General features: G+C 37.6%; 19 protein-coding genes. 11 read left to right on the top strand and 8 right to left on the bottom strand.

The features are described 5' to 3' along the window. Positions 1-34 precede the first annotated feature (34 nt). From LB465_RS00995 to ctlX, 6 genes are all read left to right on the top strand, one after another. Positions 35-574, top strand: a complete 540-nt coding sequence (locus tag LB465_RS00995) for a DUF3575 domain-containing protein (RefSeq protein WP_224466042.1) — start codon at positions 35-37, stop codon at positions 572-574. Beyond that, positions 556-1,239, top strand: coding sequence for a hypothetical protein (locus tag LB465_RS00990; protein ID WP_224466041.1), 684 nt, complete (start codon positions 556-558; stop codon positions 1,237-1,239). The genes LB465_RS00995 and LB465_RS00990 overlap by 19 nt, the downstream gene beginning before the upstream one ends. A gap of 252 nt (positions 1,240-1,491) precedes the next feature. After that, the gene (gene eno, locus LB465_RS00985) at positions 1,492-2,778 is read left to right on the top strand and encodes a phosphopyruvate hydratase (RefSeq protein ID WP_224466040.1); all 1,287 of its coding nucleotides are present in this window, start codon (positions 1,492-1,494) and stop codon (positions 2,776-2,778) included. Between the two features lie 199 nt (positions 2,779-2,977). Further along, a complete protein-coding gene (locus LB465_RS00980) occupies positions 2,978-4,261 on the top strand; it encodes a citrate synthase (RefSeq protein WP_224466037.1) in 1,284 nt (427 codons plus the stop codon). Positions 4,262-4,308: 47 nt separating this feature from the next. Next, on the top strand, positions 4,309-5,256 hold the full coding sequence (locus LB465_RS00975; RefSeq protein ID WP_224466036.1) for a dimethylarginine dimethylaminohydrolase family protein: 948 nt from the start codon (positions 4,309-4,311) through the stop codon (positions 5,254-5,256). Between the two features lie 4 nt (positions 5,257-5,260). After that, positions 5,261-6,187 (top strand): citrulline utilization hydrolase CtlX, encoded by a 927-nt coding sequence (gene ctlX, locus LB465_RS00970; protein ID WP_224466034.1) that lies wholly within the window; start codon positions 5,261-5,263, stop codon positions 6,185-6,187. Positions 6,188-6,262: 75 nt separating this feature from the next. Here ctlX and LB465_RS00965 read toward each other — a convergent pair whose 3' ends face one another. Both LB465_RS00965 and LB465_RS00960 read right to left on the bottom strand, forming a co-directional pair. Next, positions 6,263-7,753 (bottom strand): BCCT family transporter, encoded by a 1,491-nt coding sequence (locus LB465_RS00965; protein ID WP_224466033.1) that lies wholly within the window; start codon positions 7,751-7,753, stop codon positions 6,263-6,265. A gap of 72 nt (positions 7,754-7,825) precedes the next feature. Further along, positions 7,826-9,271 carry an SDR family oxidoreductase gene (locus LB465_RS00960; RefSeq protein WP_224466031.1) on the bottom strand — a complete coding sequence of 482 codons (1,446 nt, stop codon included), beginning with the start codon at positions 9,269-9,271 and terminating at the stop codon, positions 7,826-7,828. A gap of 69 nt (positions 9,272-9,340) precedes the next feature. Here LB465_RS00960 and LB465_RS00955 point away from each other — a divergent pair, with 69 nt between their 5' ends. Continuing rightward, positions 9,341-9,544 carry a hypothetical protein gene (locus tag LB465_RS00955; RefSeq protein ID WP_224466029.1) on the top strand — a complete coding sequence of 68 codons (204 nt, stop codon included), beginning with the start codon at positions 9,341-9,343 and terminating at the stop codon, positions 9,542-9,544. Positions 9,545-9,546: 2 nt separating this feature from the next. Here the strand turns inward: LB465_RS00955 and LB465_RS00950 are convergent, their stop codons facing one another. Together LB465_RS00950 and LB465_RS00945 are read right to left on the bottom strand one after the other, a co-directional pair. Further along, positions 9,547-10,179, bottom strand: coding sequence for a MarC family protein (locus LB465_RS00950; protein WP_224466027.1), 633 nt, complete (start codon positions 10,177-10,179; stop codon positions 9,547-9,549). Positions 10,180-10,286: 107 nt separating this feature from the next. Next, positions 10,287-10,712 carry a hypothetical protein gene (locus LB465_RS00945; protein WP_224466025.1) on the bottom strand — a complete coding sequence of 142 codons (426 nt, stop codon included), beginning with the start codon at positions 10,710-10,712 and terminating at the stop codon, positions 10,287-10,289. A 180-nt stretch (positions 10,713-10,892) separates the two neighbouring features. On the opposite strand from LB465_RS00945, the gene argS reads away from it, so the two are divergent. From argS to LB465_RS00925, 4 genes are all read left to right on the top strand, one after another. Beyond that, positions 10,893-12,674 (top strand): arginine--tRNA ligase, encoded by a 1,782-nt coding sequence (gene argS, locus LB465_RS00940; RefSeq protein ID WP_224466024.1) that lies wholly within the window; start codon positions 10,893-10,895, stop codon positions 12,672-12,674. Positions 12,675-12,940: 266 nt separating this feature from the next. Continuing rightward, positions 12,941-14,269: a signal recognition particle protein gene (gene ffh, locus LB465_RS00935; protein WP_224466022.1), complete on the top strand. Its 1,329-nt coding sequence runs from the start codon at positions 12,941-12,943 to the stop codon at positions 14,267-14,269. Between the two features lie 55 nt (positions 14,270-14,324). Next, positions 14,325-14,696: a four helix bundle protein gene (locus tag LB465_RS00930; RefSeq protein WP_224466019.1), complete on the top strand. Its 372-nt coding sequence runs from the start codon at positions 14,325-14,327 to the stop codon at positions 14,694-14,696. 36 nt (positions 14,697-14,732) lie between these two features. After that, positions 14,733-15,635: a bifunctional 5,10-methylenetetrahydrofolate dehydrogenase/5,10-methenyltetrahydrofolate cyclohydrolase gene (locus LB465_RS00925; RefSeq protein ID WP_224466017.1), complete on the top strand. Its 903-nt coding sequence runs from the start codon at positions 14,733-14,735 to the stop codon at positions 15,633-15,635. A gap of 92 nt (positions 15,636-15,727) precedes the next feature. On the opposite strand, the gene LB465_RS00920 is transcribed toward LB465_RS00925, so the two are convergent. The 4 genes from LB465_RS00920 to rluF all read right to left on the bottom strand — a co-directional run bounded on the left by LB465_RS00920 (position 15,728) and on the right by rluF (position 18,525). Continuing rightward, on the bottom strand, positions 15,728-16,132 hold the full coding sequence (locus LB465_RS00920) for a YkvA family protein (protein ID WP_317198413.1): 405 nt from the start codon (positions 16,130-16,132) through the stop codon (positions 15,728-15,730). A 29-nt stretch (positions 16,133-16,161) separates the two neighbouring features. Then, a complete protein-coding gene (locus LB465_RS00915; RefSeq protein WP_224466016.1) occupies positions 16,162-17,181 on the bottom strand; it encodes an AI-2E family transporter in 1,020 nt (339 codons plus the stop codon). Positions 17,182-17,199: 18 nt separating this feature from the next. Continuing rightward, positions 17,200-17,622, bottom strand: coding sequence for a VOC family protein (locus tag LB465_RS00910; protein ID WP_224466013.1), 423 nt, complete (start codon positions 17,620-17,622; stop codon positions 17,200-17,202). 87 nt (positions 17,623-17,709) lie between these two features. Beyond that, positions 17,710-18,525 (bottom strand): 23S rRNA pseudouridine(2604) synthase RluF, encoded by an 816-nt coding sequence (rluF, locus tag LB465_RS00905; protein WP_224466011.1) that lies wholly within the window; start codon positions 18,523-18,525, stop codon positions 17,710-17,712. Positions 18,526-18,642: the final 117 nt, after the last annotated feature.

Here is an 18,642-nt window from a genome sequence, read left to right as displayed (position 1 = left end):
CTAAATTGCGGCCTCATTCATCAAAAAATCATCAGTGAAAAAAATACTACTACTTAGCTTTTGCTATTTCTCATTTTTATCCATCAATGCACAAGATCGAGCTTCGGTTGAAGATGGATTGTTATCAGTTAACATCTTAACTCCCGGTTTGGAATACGAATATGGACTTACAAATGCTACTACGCTTGATTTAAGGGCTGGCTCCTCTGCTTTTGCTTTTGGCGCAGGTTCATCTGGAAAATTCTTTGCGATCTTTCCGGTCTTTTCTGCGCAGTATCGTTATTATTATAATTTTAATAATAGAATTGAAAAAAATAAAACAGTAAAAAATAATAGCGCAAATTACATAGCACTAAGTGGTAACCTTCAATCGGGAAAACCAATTATTGGGAATATTGAATATACTGAAGATTATTTTGGAACTATAGGACCGGTATGGGGTTTACAGCGTTATTATAGCAGTGGTTTTAAATTAGATCTGAATTTAGGAGCTGGATATGGTTTTGATGAACTGGGTGATTCATATTTTTCGCCAATCATAGGAATTAGACTTGGATGGCTTCTTTCAAATTAATTTTATTCAGTCTTTTACTTCTTTGTATTTCTGAAATCCAGGCTCAGAAGCATCCTGTTTTCTACGGAGGTATTGAAATGTACCGGCATACTGCTTTTGAGAATAACGGCTTTGCAAAATTTTCAATAGGGTCTCAAATTTACCAAATCAAATTCTTTGCTCCTGAGATAGGTTTTGACTTTGGGGGCGGGCTGCTTCAGGAAAGAAGTATTTTTGGTGAAAATTTCAATATTGATAATCCAATTGAAGGGCTTTTAAGGCAACGATTTAAATTTTCAGTACTTACCTTGAATCCAAAACTTAAATTTGGTGATGAAGATGCTTATATCACCTTTTCCCCAAAATACCATATAGGCAGATTAAAAGGAGAGGCAGCTTATCTGGAGTATAGTGGTCCTAATAATCGATACATAGGACCAAAAGAAAGCGAGGAATCTAAATTTAAAACTTCCTTTTGGAGTTTCTCGATAGGGTTTGAAGGCTTGCAAATCACTCCAAAATACTGGTTTGCACTTTCCCTTCATTATACTCTGATTAATGCTAATGATGTTTGGGACACAATGCAGTTTTCAGCAGAAGATGCGTTTATACAGTCAGCTTCAACTTCTACCATAGGTTTGGGATTTAGATTTTATTACAATCCTTTCGGCTCAGAAAACGATTAAAAGATACTCATTCCAAATTAAGGCTTTTTTAAATTATTCATACTAAAGTTTGGAAATCCATTTCTTTTTGGGTTGTAATCAAATCCGTAACAAATAAAAGCTTTTCCTGAGATTCTTCTAAGTACTTTCTTTTCGAAAACCATTTAGTGTTTCCATAATGTTATAAATGCTTTAAAACTACCAGTTTCACTCGCTATTTTGGGCTTCAATTTGTATCTTGCATTTAAATTAATTAACTAATTAAAGAAGATTATGAGTGTAATAATAAATATTCACGCCCGTCAAATTTTTGACTCAAGAGGAAATCCAACCGTAGAAGTAGATGTTTTAACTGAAAATGGAATTTTAGGAAGAGCAGCAGTGCCTTCAGGAGCTTCTACCGGTGAGCACGAAGCAGTTGAGCTTCGTGATGGTGGTGATGATTATATGGGAAAAGGTGTTACTAAAGCCGTAGAAAATGTAAATGATATAATTGCTGAAGAATTATTGGGTTATTCTGTTTTTGAACAAAACCTGATTGATAAAGCAATGATTGAAATAGATGGAACGCCAAATAAAGCAAAGTTAGGAGCAAACGCTATTTTAGGAGTTTCTCTTGCCGTAGCTAAAGCTGCAGCAAACGAACTTGGTTTGCCATTATACCGTTACATCGGTGGGGTAAGCGCTAGTACGCTTCCAGTTCCAATGATGAATATTATAAACGGTGGTTCGCATAGTGATGCGCCTATCGCATTTCAGGAATTTATGGTAATGCCGGTAAAAGCAGAAAGCTTTTCTCACGCATTAAAAATGGGAACTGAAATTTTTCATCATCTTAAAAAAGTACTACACGATCGTGGTTTAAGTACTGCTGTTGGTGATGAAGGTGGTTTCGCGCCAAAATTAGACGGAACAGAAGATGCTTTAGAGACTATTCTTAAAGCTATCAAGAATGCTGGTTACAAAGGTGGAGACGATGTAATGATCGCTTTAGATTGTGCCGCTGCTGAATTCTATGAAAACGGAAAATACGATTATAAAAAATTTGAAGGTGAAGGTGGAAAAATAAGATCTAGCGAAGAACAAGCTGAATATCTTGCCGAACTTTCTTCTAAATATCCTATCATTTCTATTGAAGATGGAATGGACGAAAATGATTGGGATGGGTGGAAAGCTTTAACCGATAAAATTGGAGACAAAGTTCAATTGGTTGGAGACGATCTTTTTGTAACAAACGTTGAAAGACTTTCAAGAGGAATTGAAGAAGGAATAGCTAATTCAATCCTTATTAAAGTGAATCAAATTGGTACGCTTACAGAAACTATTGCAGCAGTAAATATGGCGCACAACGCCGGCTTTACTTCGGTAATGTCTCACCGTTCGGGAGAAACCGAAGATAACACCATTGCCGATCTTGCTGTAGCTTTAAATACCGGCCAGATCAAAACCGGTTCAGCTTCAAGAAGTGACCGTATGGCTAAGTACAATCAGCTAATTAGAATAGAAGAGGAATTAGGCGAAGTAGCTTATTTTCCAAAGCGAAAAGCTTTTAAAATCTAATTAGAGGATTCTAATAAAAATCAAATCCCTTTTGAAGAAATTTCAAAAGGGATTTTTTTTGGAGACAATTCAGCAAAAAACCGCTCAAAATCGGTTGTTTCAATGAAAATCTTATCTATGCTTAACGCAAAATTAACAGTAGATTTCTTAAATTAGCAACTCTCGAAAATAAGTTGAATCAAGTATATAAAATTAAGATATGTCAAAAGTTGCGACGATTGAAATAGATGGGAAAAAATATGAATTTCCCGTTGTAGAAGGAACTGAAAACGAACTGGGAATAGATATTAAGAAACTGCGAGCTGAAGCAGGAGTAATTACCCTGGATCGTGGTTATAAAAATACAGGTAGCTGTGAGAGTGCCATTACTTTTCTTAACGGGGAAGAAGGAATTTTAAGATACCGCGGTTACTCCATAGAGTCCTTGGCAGAAAAAGCCGATTTTCTTGAAGTAGCTTATCTCCTTATTTTTGGGGAATTACCTACTAAGACTCAGCTAGATAAATTCTATGCTGATATTAAAGAAGAGTCTACGGTAGATGAGGAAATGAAGAAAATCCTTGATGGTTTTCCAAAATCTGCGCATCCAATGGGCGTGCTTTCTTCTTTAACCAGTGCTCTCATTGCCTTTAATCCATCTTCAGTAAATGTTGAATCTGAAGAAGAGATGTATAAGGCCATCGTAAAAATACTTGGTAAGTTCCCGGTTCTTGCAGCCTGGACACTTAGAAAGAAAAATAGCCTTCCGTTAAACTACGGCGACGATTCACTTGGTTATGTAGAGAACCTTCATAAAATGATGTTCGAAAAACCAGGAAAGAGCTACAAAGTAGACAAAGCGGTTATTGATGCATTAGATAAATTATTAATTCTTCATGCAGATCACGAGCAAAATTGTTCTACTTCTACGGTAAGAATGGTAGGTTCTTCTCACGCAGGACTTTTCGCTTCAATTTCAGCTGGAATTTCTGCACTTTGGGGGCCACTTCACGGTGGTGCTAACCAGGCAGTGATAGAAATGCTGGAAAGAATTAAAGAAGATGGTGGTGACACCAAGAAATTTATGGCAAAAGCTAAAGACAAGGAAGATCCTTTCCGTCTCATGGGCTTTGGTCACCGTGTATATAAAAACTTCGATCCTCGTGCTAAGATCATTAAAAAATCTGCAGACGAAGTTCTTGGACAACTTGGTGTAGACGATCCGGTATTAGACATTGCTAAAGGACTTGAAAAAGAAGCTTTAGAAGATCAATATTTCGTAGATAGAAAATTATATCCAAATGTAGATTTCTATTCAGGAATTATTTACCGTGCATTAGGTATTCCGGTAGAAATGTTTACTGTAATGTTCGCACTTGGTAGACTTCCGGGTTGGATCGCTCAATGGAGAGAAATGAGATTGATGAAAGAACCAATTGGTCGTCCACGTCAAATTTACACAGGTGAAAACCTGCGTGAATTTAAAGAAGTTGAAAAAAGATAAGAATATCTTTCACATATTAATAAATTCGGAAAAAGCTTCATCATCGTATGAAGCTTTTTCTATATTTGGTGAAAATTTTACTTGTGAAATTGAATATCAATAATGAGACTTCCCGCCTTAAAGCGGTAGTTTTAGGTACAGCAGAAAGTAACGGTCCCGTTCCCTCTCTTGAAGAGGCATACGATCCAAAATCAGCCGAATTCATCAGGATGGGGTCTTACCCCAAAGAGGAGGATATGGTAGAGGAAATGGAAGCTGTAGCCAAAGTTCTTAAAAAGTATGATGTACAGGTTTTTAGGCCAAAAGTCATAAAAGATTATAACCAGATTTTTACCCGGGATATCGCTTTCGTGATTGAGGATAAATTTGTAAAATCCAACATTCTGCCAGATCGGGAACAGGAAATTGAAGCTATCAGTCATGTAATTGAACGGATAGATCCTTCAAAAATACTTCAGTTACCCGAAGAAGCCCATATAGAAGGTGGTGATGTAATGCCATTAGGGGATTATATTCTGGTAGGAACTTATCGTGGTGAAGACTATAAAGATTATATCACGGCGCGAACCAACGTGCAGGCGGTAGAAGCTTTGCAGGAATTATTTCCGAATAAAAAAGTGGTTTCTTTTAACTTAAGAAAATCAAATACCGAACCTCGTGATAATGCCTTGCACCTGGATTGCTGTTTTCAACCTGTAGGCAAAGGCAAAGCCATAATTCATAGAAATGGTTTTCTCGAAGAAGAAGAATATAACTGGTTGGTAAATCTCTTCGGAAAAGAAAATGTATTTGAAATTTCCCGTGATGAGATGTATTATATGAATTCCAATATCTTCTCTATTGATGAAAATGTGGTGATTTCGGAAAAAAATTTTACAAGATTAAATGCCTGGTTAAGGGAACATGGCATTACCGTAGAAGAAGTGCCTTATGCTGAAATTTCCAAGCAGGAAGGGCTTTTGCGTTGTTCCACTTTACCTTTAATTAGAGAATAGAATTATGAGACAGATTACAGATACAATATTAATGGTGCGCCCGGTTGCGTTTAGAATGAACGAACAAACCGCGGTAAACAACTATTTTCAAAAAGACCTTTCGGCGGATAATGTAAATGAACGCGCCCAGGCTGAATTCGATGAATTCGCTTCAAAGCTTAGAAAAGTAGGCGTGAATGTTATTGTAGTAGACGATAAGCTGGAAGACGATACGCCTGATTCTATTTTTCCGAATAACTGGGTTTCCTTTCATGAAAATGGGAATATCGCTTTATATCCAATGTTTGCTGAAAACAGGAGAAAAGAGCGCCGTATGGAGTATTTTGCCAAATTAGAGGAAAACGGATTTAAGATCACCCAAATAATAGATTACACATCTGCTGAAGAGCATGATTTATTTCTGGAAGGTACCGGTAGCCTATTGCTGGATCGCAAAAACCGAAAGGCTTACTGCGCTTTGTCTCCGAGGGCAGATGAGGATCTTCTGATAGAATTTTGTGAAGATTTTGAATTTACACCGGTTATTTTTAACGCTAATCAAAGTGTAGGTGGGAAAAGAAAGGCCATTTATCACACGAATGTGATGATGTGCTTAGCTGAAAATTTTGCAGTTATCTGTTTAGACACGATAGACGATAGTAAGGAACGTAAAAATGTACTGAAACATTTAAAAGATGACGGCAAGGAAGTAATTGCAATTACTGAAGCACAAATGCACGAGTTCGCCGGTAATATGTTGCAGGTACAGGGTGCCTTTGATAAGAAATACCTGGTAATGAGCACTAAGGCTCATAAAAGTTTAACTCAGGATCAAATCACCAAAATTGAGAAGCATTGCGAGATTTTGAGCAGTGACCTGGATGTAATAGAAACTTGCGGAGGTGGTAGCGCTCGTTGTATGATGGCAGAGGTGTTTCTACCGAAGGCTTAGTTTCACATATTTTTTAAGGTTAGCCCGTCTGAACGACTACTAAGTCGGGCAGGGTGGCCGCAAACCAGAGGGGTTTTAGTGTTTCTTGTATAATTCCCTTAAAAACAACACCATAATCCCGGCGGTAAAAAATGCAAATGGGAGGGAGCTTATTATTAAAAACTTTTGCATTGCGGTAAGTACATTGCTGTCAGGTTTTATATTCCCAAGCAGAATAATTGCTTCAGAGAAAACAAGGATTAAAACGGCCCAAATCAACCTGAATTTTTTTCTTGGATGTTCCTTTCCTTTATCACTAAACATACTCAGCACATAAATAGCCGAATCTACCGAGGTCACTAAAAAACTAATTAATAAAATTATCGTCACGATATTAGTGAAATCTGAAAGTGGAAAAGCTTCAAAAAAGCGAAATAGGGAAGTGAAAACATTATCAAATTCCCCGTTGTAGGAATTCATATTTCCAATCAAGTCAAAAGAAGCAGAACCAAAAACACTAAACCAAAAGAAACTGCCGAGCGAAGGAATAAGCAAAACTCCCAAAATCATTTCTCTGATGCTTCTTCCTTTAGAAATTCGGGCGATGAAAATTCCGGTGAATGGCGCCCAGGCTAACCAAAATGCCCAGTAATAGTATGTCCAGTCCGTTAAAAATTCTTTTCCGGGATTGTACTTTCCAAGGGCTAAACTAAGCGGGACAAAATCTACGATATACTTGTAAAACGACTCGAAAAACTGACTAAAAACCTTCAACATATCTATCTGGAAAAAGACAAAGAGCATTAGAATTACCGTGATATAAATATTCCAGTTGGAAATTCTTTTTATGCCTTTTTTAATTCCGGCGAAAGCCGAAATAAATGCCAAGAGACAAACCACAAAAACCAAAAGGAGTATAACCCAAAGTGTTCCGGCAGGTTTTGATGTGAGGTGACTAATGCCACCTTCAATTTGTGTGGTTCCCAAACCTATTGCCGCCACGAGACCAAAAACTGTAGTCAGAATAGTTAGCAGGTTTATACTTTGTGGCAGGTATTTTATCTTCTTAAACCGCGGTAAGCTGTTGCCTAAAAGAATATCAGATTTTCTAACAAAAAGTGCATAGGCGATAAGTAGTGCGAATATTCCATAAAAAGCCCAGGCGGTAAAACCCCATTGATAGAAAGTATATTCCAGGGCGATTACTTCAGAAGAAGAACCTGTTTCAATGGGCGGATTTAAAAACATAAAAACCGGTTCCTGTACTGCTCTTAGTAAAATACCCGCGCCCATTCCTGCGCTGTATAACATCGCGATCCATGAAAGTCGGTCGAATTCGGGAGGGGATTTGCCAAGTCTTATTTTTCCAAATCTGGAAAAGGCAATAAAGATAAGGAAGAAGACACATAGCAAGCCTAGCCATAAATAAAATCCGCCGAAAAACTCCCGCACCCAAATAGATCCTTTTTCGATTATTTTATAGAAGAATTCAGTAAAGAAAAAGATGAAAAGCGCGAGAAAAAACAAAATTCCCGATGAAATATAAAGCAATGGGTTTTTAAGAAATTCCCGGGAAAGTCGCTTCAAAATTTATTGCTTTTCAGTTTTTATTTAGTTTGCTAATAAGTGGTATTTCAAATTTAAACAAATAAGAAAGGATTAGGCAATTTGCTTTTTTGGTTCGCCTTTGGCAATCTTATTAAGCATTCCTTCAAAAATAAAATAATGAAAAGGATACATCGCATACCAGTAAAGACGACCCCAGATACCTTTGGGTCTAAACGTAGCTGTTTGGTGCAGCACATTTTCTTTATCGATACAAAACTCTAACCAGGCCTCGCCGGGAACTTTCATTTCGGCAAATAACAGTAATCTTCTTTCTTCTTTATCAGCTAAAAGAACCCGCCAGAAATCTAAAGAATCTCCTGATGCAATTTTATTAGGATGGGTTCTACCACGGCGTAAACCAACCCCGCCAAAAAGTTTATCGATATAACCGCGAAATTTCCATAACCAGTTTCCGTAATACCAGCCATTTAATCCGCCAATAGCCCAGATACGCTCCAGAACCTGATCTGGATTTTCCACTTTTACTGATTGGTTGTCTTGAAGACAGCCATATTTTGGCACCTGTATGTATTTGTTTAATTCTTTACTAAAGCGACCGCTGCTTAAAGAATCTTTCCAACTGGAAATCACCTGATTTTGTTCAATTTTGTAGAAAGCAAGTTCTATAGCTTCCGTATACGATATAGGTTCAATATTTAGGATTTCCTGCAAACGTGTATCGTTGGTAATAACTTCGACGCTCATACTGTCTACCAGGTTTTGTGCAAGTTTGTAAGACGTTGAGGTGACAAAATAAAGCCAGTATGAGGAAAGTTTCGGCGACATAACCGGTACGCTCAAAATCCATAATTTTAGTTTACGAACCTTGGCATATCCCAGCATCATTTCTTTATATGTGAGTACATCTGGTCCGCCCACGTCAAAAGATTCATTGTAGCATTCTTCTTTTCCAATAACACCTGTTAGAAATTTGATGATATCGCGAATGGAAATAGGCTGGCACTTGGTTTCTACCCAACTTGGGGTAATCATTACCGGCAATTTTTCACATAAATCCCGAATAATTTCAAAAGAGGAACTTCCGGAACCTACAATAATGGCGGCTCGCAAAACGGTAAGGTTGAAATTTCCTTTATATAGAATTTCTTCAACTTTTTTTCTTGATTTTAAATGTTTGGAAAGCTCTTCTTCGTTTATAATTCCGCTTAAATAGATCACCTGCTTCACTGAAGTGCCGGCCATAATCTTATTGAAATTCTCAGCGGCCTGGGCTTCCTGAGTGTCAAAATTATCGGTTGATCCGCTCATAGAATGAATAAGATAATAAGCTACATCAATATTCTTTATTTTTTCAGGAGCTTCTTCATCTTCCAAAAAATCCAGTTCTAAAACCTCCGCTTTTTCGAGCAATTCCTTGTTGGAAGTAAAACGGTTTTTATTCCGTACCGCACAAATTACCTCGTGTCCCTGTTCAAGAAGTTCAGGGAGCATACGCATTCCTATATAACCGTTGGCACCCGTAAGAAGAATTCTCATAGAAAAATTTTAAGCTTAAAATACCAATTAAATTAGTACTTTTCACCTCGATTAGTAAAACTTTATAAAATGAATAACGTGCTTAAAATAGTGCTTTTGATAATTGGGGTTGGAATGATTGCTTACGGCTTGTACCAATTAATTACTCCAGAATTTGCTATAGACGCCGGGCCTCTGCAAGTTGAAGCCCACGGTGATAACACCCAATCTTACGCGATGATAGGTTTCGGCGTTTTAGCCCTTATAGGCGGGCTCGCCTTTGGGAAGCGTTAACCTTAGTTCAAAGCTGAATTTAATACAGCGATTACTGAAGAGCTGATATATTCTATCCCAATTGCGATTACTATAAAACCGATAATTCGGGAAATAGCGTTAATTCCTGAAGCGCCCAGCATCTTCACGATGTAATGAGAACTTCTCAAAACCAAGAAAGTCGCTAAACAAACGCCAAGAATGGCAAAAATAGTAAGGATCTTTTCAGAAATCACGGTGTAATCATCATACATTCCAATAAGAAGCGAAATTGATCCCGGTCCCGCCAGCATTGGGATGGCCAGGGGAGTAAGAGAAACACTATCCCTCTGAAAAGCATCGTCTTTCACTCTTTCTTTTTCCATTCCTTTATGTTTTGAAAAAGAACCGGTAAGTAAAGCAAATCCCGAAGTTACGATTATTAGTCCGCCGGCAATTCTAAGTGATTCAATGCTGATTCCGAAGAAATGCAAAATAAATCTCCCGGTAAAAAACGAGATTACAAGGATTACAAAAATATTAATAGCAGTAAGCAGGGAAGTTTTGGAACGCTCCGGAGCAGAATATTCCTGAGTTAGACCTACAAAAATCGGAACTGTGCCTAGAGGGTTGATCACTGAAAATAGTGCAGCGAAAACGTAAATAAATAATTCCATTAATTTTTTTGGCAAAATTGCTACAGAAGTGCCGATTAAAAATTAAGGAGAAATTAATCTTATATTATCAAAAATAGATAAGTTTTGAAGGCTTTGTAAAGTTATGGTTAAAGATCTTCAACCTGTGTTAGTGCGTTATCAGATTTATAGTCCAGGATCTTTTTAAAATATTTATGTATCGCTGGCGTATCGGCCTTTACCTTTATTTTAGAATGATCTTTATAAATAGAATATTCTTCGGCTTTGCCTTTGTAAAGATGAAGTTTATAATAAGGAATAATCAGTGCGTAGGTTTCCAGTAAAGACCTAAACATGACAATAATCCCGTTAGGCCGCATTTCCACATTACAGGTGTTGGCATTATTATCTAAAACCAGGAGATTGTGAATATCAATACTAGTATCGGTAATATGCAGTTTTGGCGAACCTGTGCCGTTTAATTTCATTCGGGCAAGCAGCGTAAATGGCTTGCCAACTTCTTTGTCTATTTTCTCTTTGGTTTTTGCCCGGTTATAGGAGATATTTAATAACATAGCTTTTTGTTTAAAGATAAGTAAATTACTTCGGGGTAAGTCCACAAAGCATTGAGAAAAAATAATTTACAATTCGAGATAAGTCTCGATGCGTTTAATCTCGATTATCGAGTAAATTATAGGCAAAAGCCTATTTTCTGTTATCTTTGCAGGGCTTAAAACAATAAATAGAAGTAAGAAATGAAACTCCAAAGTACCCTCGCTACCCACGTAAAAGATGCTGTTAAAAAGATCTATGATGTTGAAATTGATAACTTAGAATTTCAGCCTACACGAAAGGATTTTGAAGGTGATATTACTTTGGTGACGTTCCCAATGCTTCGTCAACTAAAGACCAATCCCGTTAAACTGGGAGAGGAAATTGGAAATTATTTAGCCGAAAATGTGACTGAAGTTTCCGGCTTTAATGTGGTTAAAGGTTTTCTAAACATTGTTTTAAGCAATGCCTATTTCCTTGATTTTTTTAACGAAATGAAAAACAGGGAAGATTTTGGGATTATTCCTGCTGCTGAAGATGCACAGGGAATTATGGTTGAATATTCTTCACCAAATACCAATAAACCGCTGCATTTAGGTCATATAAGGAATATTCTTTTAGGTTTTTCTGTAGCGGAAATTTTAAGTGCCGCCGGAAATAAATCTTACAAAACCCAGATCATAAACGATCGCGGAATTCATATTTGTAAATCTATGCTGGCCTGGGAGCGTTTCGGAAATGGAGAAACCCCCGAATCTACCGGGTTAAAAGGCGATAAATTAGTCGGGAATTACTATGTAAAATTCGACCAGGAGTACAAAAAGGAAATTTCCGAATTGATGGAAACCAAAGGTGTTACGGAAGAAGCCGCAAAAGCTGAAGCACCAATTTTGGTTGAAGCCAAGCAAATGTTGCTAAAATGGGAAGCCGGCGATCCAGAAGTGGTTGCCCTTTGGGAGAAAATGAACCAATGGGTTTACAACGGATTTGAAAAAACCTATGATGCTTTAGGCGTAGATTTCGATAAGAATTATTACGAAAGCGATACTTACCTGCTTGGGAAAGATGTGGTAAACCAGGGGCTTGAAAAGGGCGTTTTTTATAAAAAAGAAGACGGCAGTGTTTGGATAGATCTTACCGAGGAAGGACTGGACGAAAAGATCGTTTTGCGTAGCGATGGTACCGCAGTTTATATGACACAGGATATTGGTACTGCCATTCAACGGGTAAAGGATTTTGATATTAACGGAATGGTTTATACCGTAGGGAATGAGCAAGATTACCACTTTAAAGTCTTGTTTTTAATCCTGAAAAAACTCGGTTTCGACTGGGCAGACTATCTGTATCACTTAAGCTACGGAATGGTTGATCTGCCTAGCGGAAAGATGAAAAGTCGTGAAGGTACGGTAGTAGATGCCGACGATCTAATTGCTGAAATGACCGAAACCGCCAGGAATATTTCTGAAGAATTAGGGAAATTAGACGGCTATACCGAAGTTGAAAAGGAAGAGCTTTATCGAATGATCGGTTTGGGGGCATTAAAATACTATATTTTAAAAGTAGACCCTAAAAAAAGAATTCTCTTTAATCCTGAAGAATCGGTAGATTTTCAGGGGAATACAGGGCCGTTTATTCAATATACTTACGCAAGAATTCAGTCTATAATTAGGAAAGCAGATTTCGATTTTAAGAAACAGGTAGCCGATGGCTATGAATTTCACGAAAAAGAGCGATCATTAATCAAGCAAATTCAGTTATATCCTGAAACAATTCAGTTGGCTGCAGAAAATCATAGTCCGGCATTAATTGCTAATTACACTTACGATCTGGTAAAAGAATTCAATTCATTTTATCAAAATGTAACGATCCTTGGAACTGAGGATATTACCGAAAAAACCTTAAGAGTACAATTGGCGAATAGTGTGGGCAATGTTATAAAATCTTCATTTGGTTTGCTGGGAATCCAGGTGCCAGAAAGAATGTAGAAAGCCCACTGGCCCCGAAGGGAAAAAAAGGCTGATGATTTTAATTTTAGATTGGAGCAGAACGGAAAACAGAGAACCGACAACTGAGAACTGAAATAAAAGTTTTCACTTCAGGCTCAAATCATTAAATTTGCAATTCGTTGAAAAAGCGAAACCAAAACTCCGGGATAAATCCTGGAGGTTAAATTGAATAAAGTTTTTAAAATATCGGGGTAAGCCTCGGCAGAATTATACCCTCTTTGGGAAATTAAACCATAGGAAAAATTATGTTTGATAGTTTAAGTGATAAGTTAGATAATGCCTTACACGTTTTAAAAGGGCACGGCCAGATTACCGAGGTAAACGTTGCCGAAACTTTAAAGGAAGTTAGACGTGCTTTGGTTGATGCAGATGTGAACTATAAAATAGCCAAAGATTTCACCAATGTCGTGAAGGAAAAAGCGCTTGGGCAGGATGTTTTGACCGCATTGAAGCCTGGCCAAATGATGGTGAAACTGGTAAAAGATGAACTTACCCAATTAATGGGTGGGGAAGCCGAAGGGATTAATCTTTCTGGTGATCCTTCTATTATTTTGATGTCTGGATTGCAGGGTAGTGGTAAAACTACTTTTTCAGGAAAACTTGCGAATTTTCTTAAAACAAAAAAATCAAAAAAACCACTTTTGGTTGCCTGTGATGTTTACCGTCCTGCGGCGATAAATCAGTTGCACGTAGTTGGAGAGCAGGTTGGTGTTGAGGTATTTTCAGATGAAGGTAATCAGGATCCTGTTGCTATTTCTAAAGCTGCAATTGCGCACGCTAAGCAAAATGGCCATAATGTAGTGATTATTGATACCGCCGGTCGTTTAGCTGTAGATGAGGCGATGATGACCGAGATCACAAATATCCACGAAGCAATCCAACCGCACGAGACTCTATTCGTGGTAGATTCTATGACGGGTCAGGATGCCGTGAATACCGCAAAAACTTTTAACGAAAGGCTGAATTTTGACGGGGTTATCCTTACAAAATTAGATGGTGATACTCGTGGTGGTGCGGCAATTTCCATTAAATCTGTAGTTAATAAACCTATTAAATTTATTGGTACCGGGGAGAAGATGGACGCGTTAGATGTGTTCTATCCAGACCGTATGGCCGATAGGATTTTGGGAATGGGAGATGTTGTTTCTCTTGTGGAACGTGCCCAGGAACAATATGATGAAGAGGAAGCGAGAAAACTTCAGAAGAAAATTGCAAAAAACCAATTTGGTTTTGATGATTTTTTGAAGCAATTACAGCAAATCAAGAAGATGGGGTCTATGAAAGACCTTATGGGGATGATTCCGGGAGCAGGCAAAATGCTGAAAGATGTAGATATTGATGACGATGCCTTTAAAGGAATTGAAGCAATAATTCACTCGATGACTCCTGAAGAACGCAGCAACCCGAAAGTTATAAATTCAAGCCGTAAGAAACGAATTAGTAAAGGTTCGGGAACTACGGTACAGGAAGTGAACCAGTTGTTGAAGCAGTTCAACCAAATGGGAAAAATGATGAAGATGATGCAGGGCGGTGGCGGCCAGAAGATGATGCAAATGATGAAGGGAATGAAATAGAGCCAGTAGGCAGTTATAGCAGTCTCAGTTTGCAGTAAAAATTAAATTTTGAAATATGGATTTTAAGTCACTGCGTGTTTATGAGATAGGATTTGCCTTGGCTATGGAAATTTTTGAAGTTTCCAGAAAGTTTCCAAAAGAAGAAACATATTCTCTTACCGATCAAATAAGAAGAAGTTCTAGATCGGTAAGTGTAAATGTTGCTGAAGCTTATAGGAAAAGAAGATACAAGAAACATTTTATAAGTAAATTAACCGATAGTGATGCTGAAAATGCCGAAACTCAAAGTTGGTTAGAATTTGCCTATGCTTGCAAATACATAGACTTAGATACAAAAGAAAAATTGATTAAAAAGAGCCAGGAAGTTGGAAAACTTCGAAACTTTATGATTAATAATCCCGGGAGATTCGGAGTTGGCGATGAGTGAAAACTGCCAACTGCTACTGCCAACTGAAAACTGAACATGACTATTTTAGACGGAAAAAAAACCAGCAACGATATTAAAGATGAGATTGCTGCTGAGGTTGAAAAGATTAAGAAAAGAGGCGAAAAAGTACCTCATTTGGCTGCGATTATTGTCGGGAACGATGGTGCCAGCTTAACTTATGTAAACGCAAAAGTAAAATCTTGCAAACGTGTAGGTTTTGAATCTTCTTTATATCGCCTTCCCAATACAGTAAGTGAAATCGAACTTTTGGATAAGATCGAGGAGCTAAACCAAAATGACGATATAGACGGATTTATCGTTCAGTTGCCTTTACCACCACAAATTGACACTCAGAAAGTATTAAATGCCGTAGACCCAGATAAGGATGTAGATGGATTCCATCCTACCAACTTTGGGAAAATGGCTTTGGATATGACTTCCTTTATTCCTGCAACACCGTTTGGAATTCTGGAATTACTGGAGCGTTACGATATTCCTACTAAAGGAAAACATACGGTAGTTATTGGTAGAAGTTATATAGTTGGAAGACCAATGAGTATTTTAATGGGAAGAAGTGGTTTCCCAGGAAATTCAACAGTAACCCTAACCCACGAGTTTACTAAAAATATTACCCAGATTACTTCTCAAGCTGATATTATCATAATCGCTGTTGGAATCCCAGATTTTCTTAAAGCCGAAATGATTAAAGACGATGCTGTAATTATTGACGTTGGGATTACCAGAGTACCAAATGATGAAGCCGAAAAAGGTTATGTGATTAAAGGCGATGTAGATTTTGAAAATGTAAGCAAACGAGCTTCTTATATTACACCTGTGCCCGGTGGAGTAGGACCAATGACGGTTTCTATGTTGCTTAAAAACACCTTGCTGGCCACTGAACGCCATAAGAAAAGAGCAAAAGAAAAAAGTAAAGCTTAAGAAGTTTTCAAAATAGAAAAAGTCCTCACAGGTTTTCCAATCGGAAGCTGTGAGGACTTTTTTATTTCTCTTAATTCAGAAAGATAAGGAGCTTATTCTTCTTCTTCGAGTTTCCAGTCCAAATATTTATGAAGATCGGTTTCAATAAATCTTAATGTAATTGTTAGAATAGCAAAATCATCTATATAACCAAACCCCGGAATAAAATCTGGCACCAGATCTAACGGATTCAAAACATATAGAAGAGCAAAGACTATAGATGCAATGGTAAACCAGGGAATGTTACTGTAAACACCACTTCGATAATCTTTCAGCATTCCAAACATTAATTTACCAAGTTCGCTATACTTCCTTAAAGCACCTGCATTAGCAATTTTATCTTCAATCTCCGCCTGGTTATTTGCAGTAATTTCTACATCACCATCTTTCACTTTAGAAACACCTTTTTTCATGTATTCCTCATCAATCTCTTGTTTCTTTTTACTGAACATATTCATAATTCTTCATTTTGTGATTAATAGTCATTTTAAAGTCTATCGTGGGCATTGCCGTATTCCTTCTTGTAAATTTTTAGAATAAGTAAAAATAGGGATACCAGTAATGGTCCAAAAATTAATCCTATAAAGCCAAAAAGCTGAACCCCTACAATTACACCAAATAGTGTTATAAGTGGGTGAACTGCCGCAAGCCGATCTATAATATATAAGCGGATTAAATTATCTGTAGATCCAACTACTACAAATCCATAGATCAACATAGCAATTGCCTGCCAGTTATCGCCCTGGGCTACTAAAAGTATCACTACCGGAAGAATTCCTATTGCGGTTCCTATAAAAGGAATCATAGATCCTATGGCTGTAATTACAAACCAAAAGAAAGGATCGGGCACGCCAAAAATCAAGTATCCAATAAGTGCAATAATTCCCTGGAATATAGCCACCAGCGGAATACCCAGTGCGTTAGATTTTACAAGTTGATCACTCTCTTTTGCAATTATTTCCAGGTTATCATTCCCCAATGGGATATAGGAAATAAGGGAAGATTTCATGGAATCCCTTTTAACCAGCATATAATAAAGCATAAAATACATAATACCAATAGCAATAAAGGCATTAAATGTACCGCCTGCCAGGCTTTGTAAATTTCCAGACATCCAATTGGTGACAGATGAGGTGTCTATAGACTCGCTTAAGCTATAGCCAATATAGGTTTCCGCCTCAGTTAGTTGTTCTTTTACTGCTCTAATTACCCTTTCAGAATTTGCAACTGCTTTACTTATTTTAGAAGTAAGCATAATTACAATTAATGTAATGGGAACCAGGATACCTACAAAAGAACCTGCCATTAAGAGCGCAGCCGCAACCGGAGGTTTCCAGCCCCGGGCCAATAATTTTTTCATCCAATTACGTAAAAGAACGTATAAAGTAATTGCACCAAGCACCCCTGAGAGGTAAGGAATAATTTCTTTAAAAATTAAAACCGTTAAAAAGAGGATGAGCATTAGTACGAAGATCTGCCGTACAAGTGCCGGTTTTAATCTATCCATATTTCAGTGATTGGTTGGTTATTTTGCAAATATTTGGTCTTTATTTTTGAAGGCTTTGAATTCCAGGGCATTTCCGCAGGGATCTTTAAAAAACATAGTGGCCTGTTCGCCAACCTGCCCTTCAAAACGAATGTAAGGTTCTATTTCAAAAGCTATATTTTTTGATTTCAATAAATTGGCAAATTCCTGAAATACATCCCATTCCAATACAACACCAAAATGCGGTACCGGTACATCTTTTCCATCTACCGGGTTGCTGTGAGCTTTTGCGGTTTCTTCTGCAGGTTTATAATGAATTACCAATTGATGACCAAAAAAGTTGAAATCCACCCAATGATCGCTGCTACGGCCTTCGCCGCAACCCAGGGTTTCTTTATAAAATTTTCTGGCTTTTTGTAAATCTGAAACCGGTATGGCTAAATGAAACGGTTGTACCTTCATAAATCTTTAATGGAATTACATTGTTATACGCTATTAAAATTAACAAGTAATCTTAACATGCGGGCAAGCCGCAGCGCTAATAATGTGTTAAGATTTATTCTTGCGTGGTCTGGGACCCGAGCGTGGTGTCGTTTTATTTTTTAAAGCGGAAGATTTTAGTGCAGATGCTTCTGCGGTCTTACTGGATTCATCTACCATTTTGTTAATGGTTTCAAGTTCATCCTGGGTAAGATCACGCCATTGTCCCACTGGTACATCTAGGCTAACATTCATTATTCTAATGCGCTTAAGCGCGACAACTTCATAACCTAAAAACTCACACATCCTACGAATTTGCCTGTTTAAGCCTTGCGTAAGCACAATCCTAAAATCGTTCTTTCCCAGTTTTTCTACTTCGCATTTTTTGGTGGTTGTTCCCAGGATAGGTACGCCGTTACCCATTCGTCGAATAAAATCTGAAGTAATAGGTTTGTTGACGGAAACTATATATTCCTTTTCGTGGTTGTTCCTGGCGCGTAAAATTTTGTTTACAATATCACCATCGTTGGTAAGGAAAATAAGTCCTTCGCTGGGTTTGTCAAGACGACCAATAGGAAAAATCCGTTTTGGATAGTTTATATAATCAATAATGTTATCTTTTTCCACGCGGGTATCGGTAGTGCAAACAATACCTATCGGTTTATTAAAAGCGAGGTAAACGTTTGGTTCTTTTTTTTCTGCTTCAGAAACCGCTTTCCCGTCAACTTTTACCACATCATTAGGGCCAATTTTGGTGCCCATTTCAGGTACGGTTCCGTTGATGGTCACCCGGCCTTGATCTATGAGTTTATCGGCAGCACGGCGGGAGCAATAACCAATTTCACTTAAGTATTTATTTATTCGGGTAAGCTTCTGTTCAGACATAAAAAAGATTGTGCTGCAAAGATACAAGAATTCGCTGCGAAACTAATTTTTTAAAAAATAATCGGGGTACAGGCAACCTTTTGTAACTTTCCTGCGTCTATGTAAACAGAAGGCCTT

Origin of the sequence: Salegentibacter lacus (assembly GCF_020164555.1) — a bacterium.
Lineage (GTDB): Bacteria > Bacteroidota > Bacteroidia > Flavobacteriales > Flavobacteriaceae > Salegentibacter > Salegentibacter lacus.
Note: the sequence above shows the minus strand (reverse complement) of the source record. Positions and strands in the feature narration are given on the sequence as shown.

Coding starts and splice junctions, on each gene's coding strand:
- LB465_RS00990 (WP_224466041.1), top strand. CDS start 556: ATGGCTTCTTTCAAATTAATTTTATTCAGTCTTTTACTTCTTTGTATT.
- eno (WP_224466040.1), top strand. CDS start 1,492: ATGAGTGTAATAATAAATATTCACGCCCGTCAAATTTTTGACTCAAGA.
- LB465_RS00980 (WP_224466037.1), top strand. CDS start 2,978: ATGTCAAAAGTTGCGACGATTGAAATAGATGGGAAAAAATATGAATTT.
- LB465_RS00975 (WP_224466036.1), top strand. CDS start 4,309: ATGAAGCTTTTTCTATATTTGGTGAAAATTTTACTTGTGAAATTGAAT.
- ctlX (WP_224466034.1), top strand. CDS start 5,261: ATGAGACAGATTACAGATACAATATTAATGGTGCGCCCGGTTGCGTTT.
- LB465_RS00960 (WP_224466031.1), bottom strand. CDS start 9,271: ATGAGAATTCTTCTTACGGGTGCCAACGGTTATATAGGAATGCGTATG.
- LB465_RS00955 (WP_224466029.1), top strand. CDS start 9,341: ATGAATAACGTGCTTAAAATAGTGCTTTTGATAATTGGGGTTGGAATG.
- LB465_RS00950 (WP_224466027.1), bottom strand. CDS start 10,179: ATGGAATTATTTATTTACGTTTTCGCTGCACTATTTTCAGTGATCAAC.
- LB465_RS00945 (WP_224466025.1), bottom strand. CDS start 10,712: ATGTTATTAAATATCTCCTATAACCGGGCAAAAACCAAAGAGAAAATA.
- argS (WP_224466024.1), top strand. CDS start 10,893: ATGAAACTCCAAAGTACCCTCGCTACCCACGTAAAAGATGCTGTTAAA.
- ffh (WP_224466022.1), top strand. CDS start 12,941: ATGTTTGATAGTTTAAGTGATAAGTTAGATAATGCCTTACACGTTTTA.
- LB465_RS00930 (WP_224466019.1), top strand. CDS start 14,325: ATGGATTTTAAGTCACTGCGTGTTTATGAGATAGGATTTGCCTTGGCT.
- LB465_RS00925 (WP_224466017.1), top strand. CDS start 14,733: ATGACTATTTTAGACGGAAAAAAAACCAGCAACGATATTAAAGATGAG.
- LB465_RS00920 (WP_317198413.1), bottom strand. CDS start 16,132: ATGAATATGTTCAGTAAAAAGAAACAAGAGATTGATGAGGAATACATG.
- LB465_RS00915 (WP_224466016.1), bottom strand. CDS start 17,181: ATGGATAGATTAAAACCGGCACTTGTACGGCAGATCTTCGTACTAATG.
- LB465_RS00910 (WP_224466013.1), bottom strand. CDS start 17,622: ATGAAGGTACAACCGTTTCATTTAGCCATACCGGTTTCAGATTTACAA.
- rluF (WP_224466011.1), bottom strand. CDS start 18,525: ATGTCTGAACAGAAGCTTACCCGAATAAATAAATACTTAAGTGAAATT.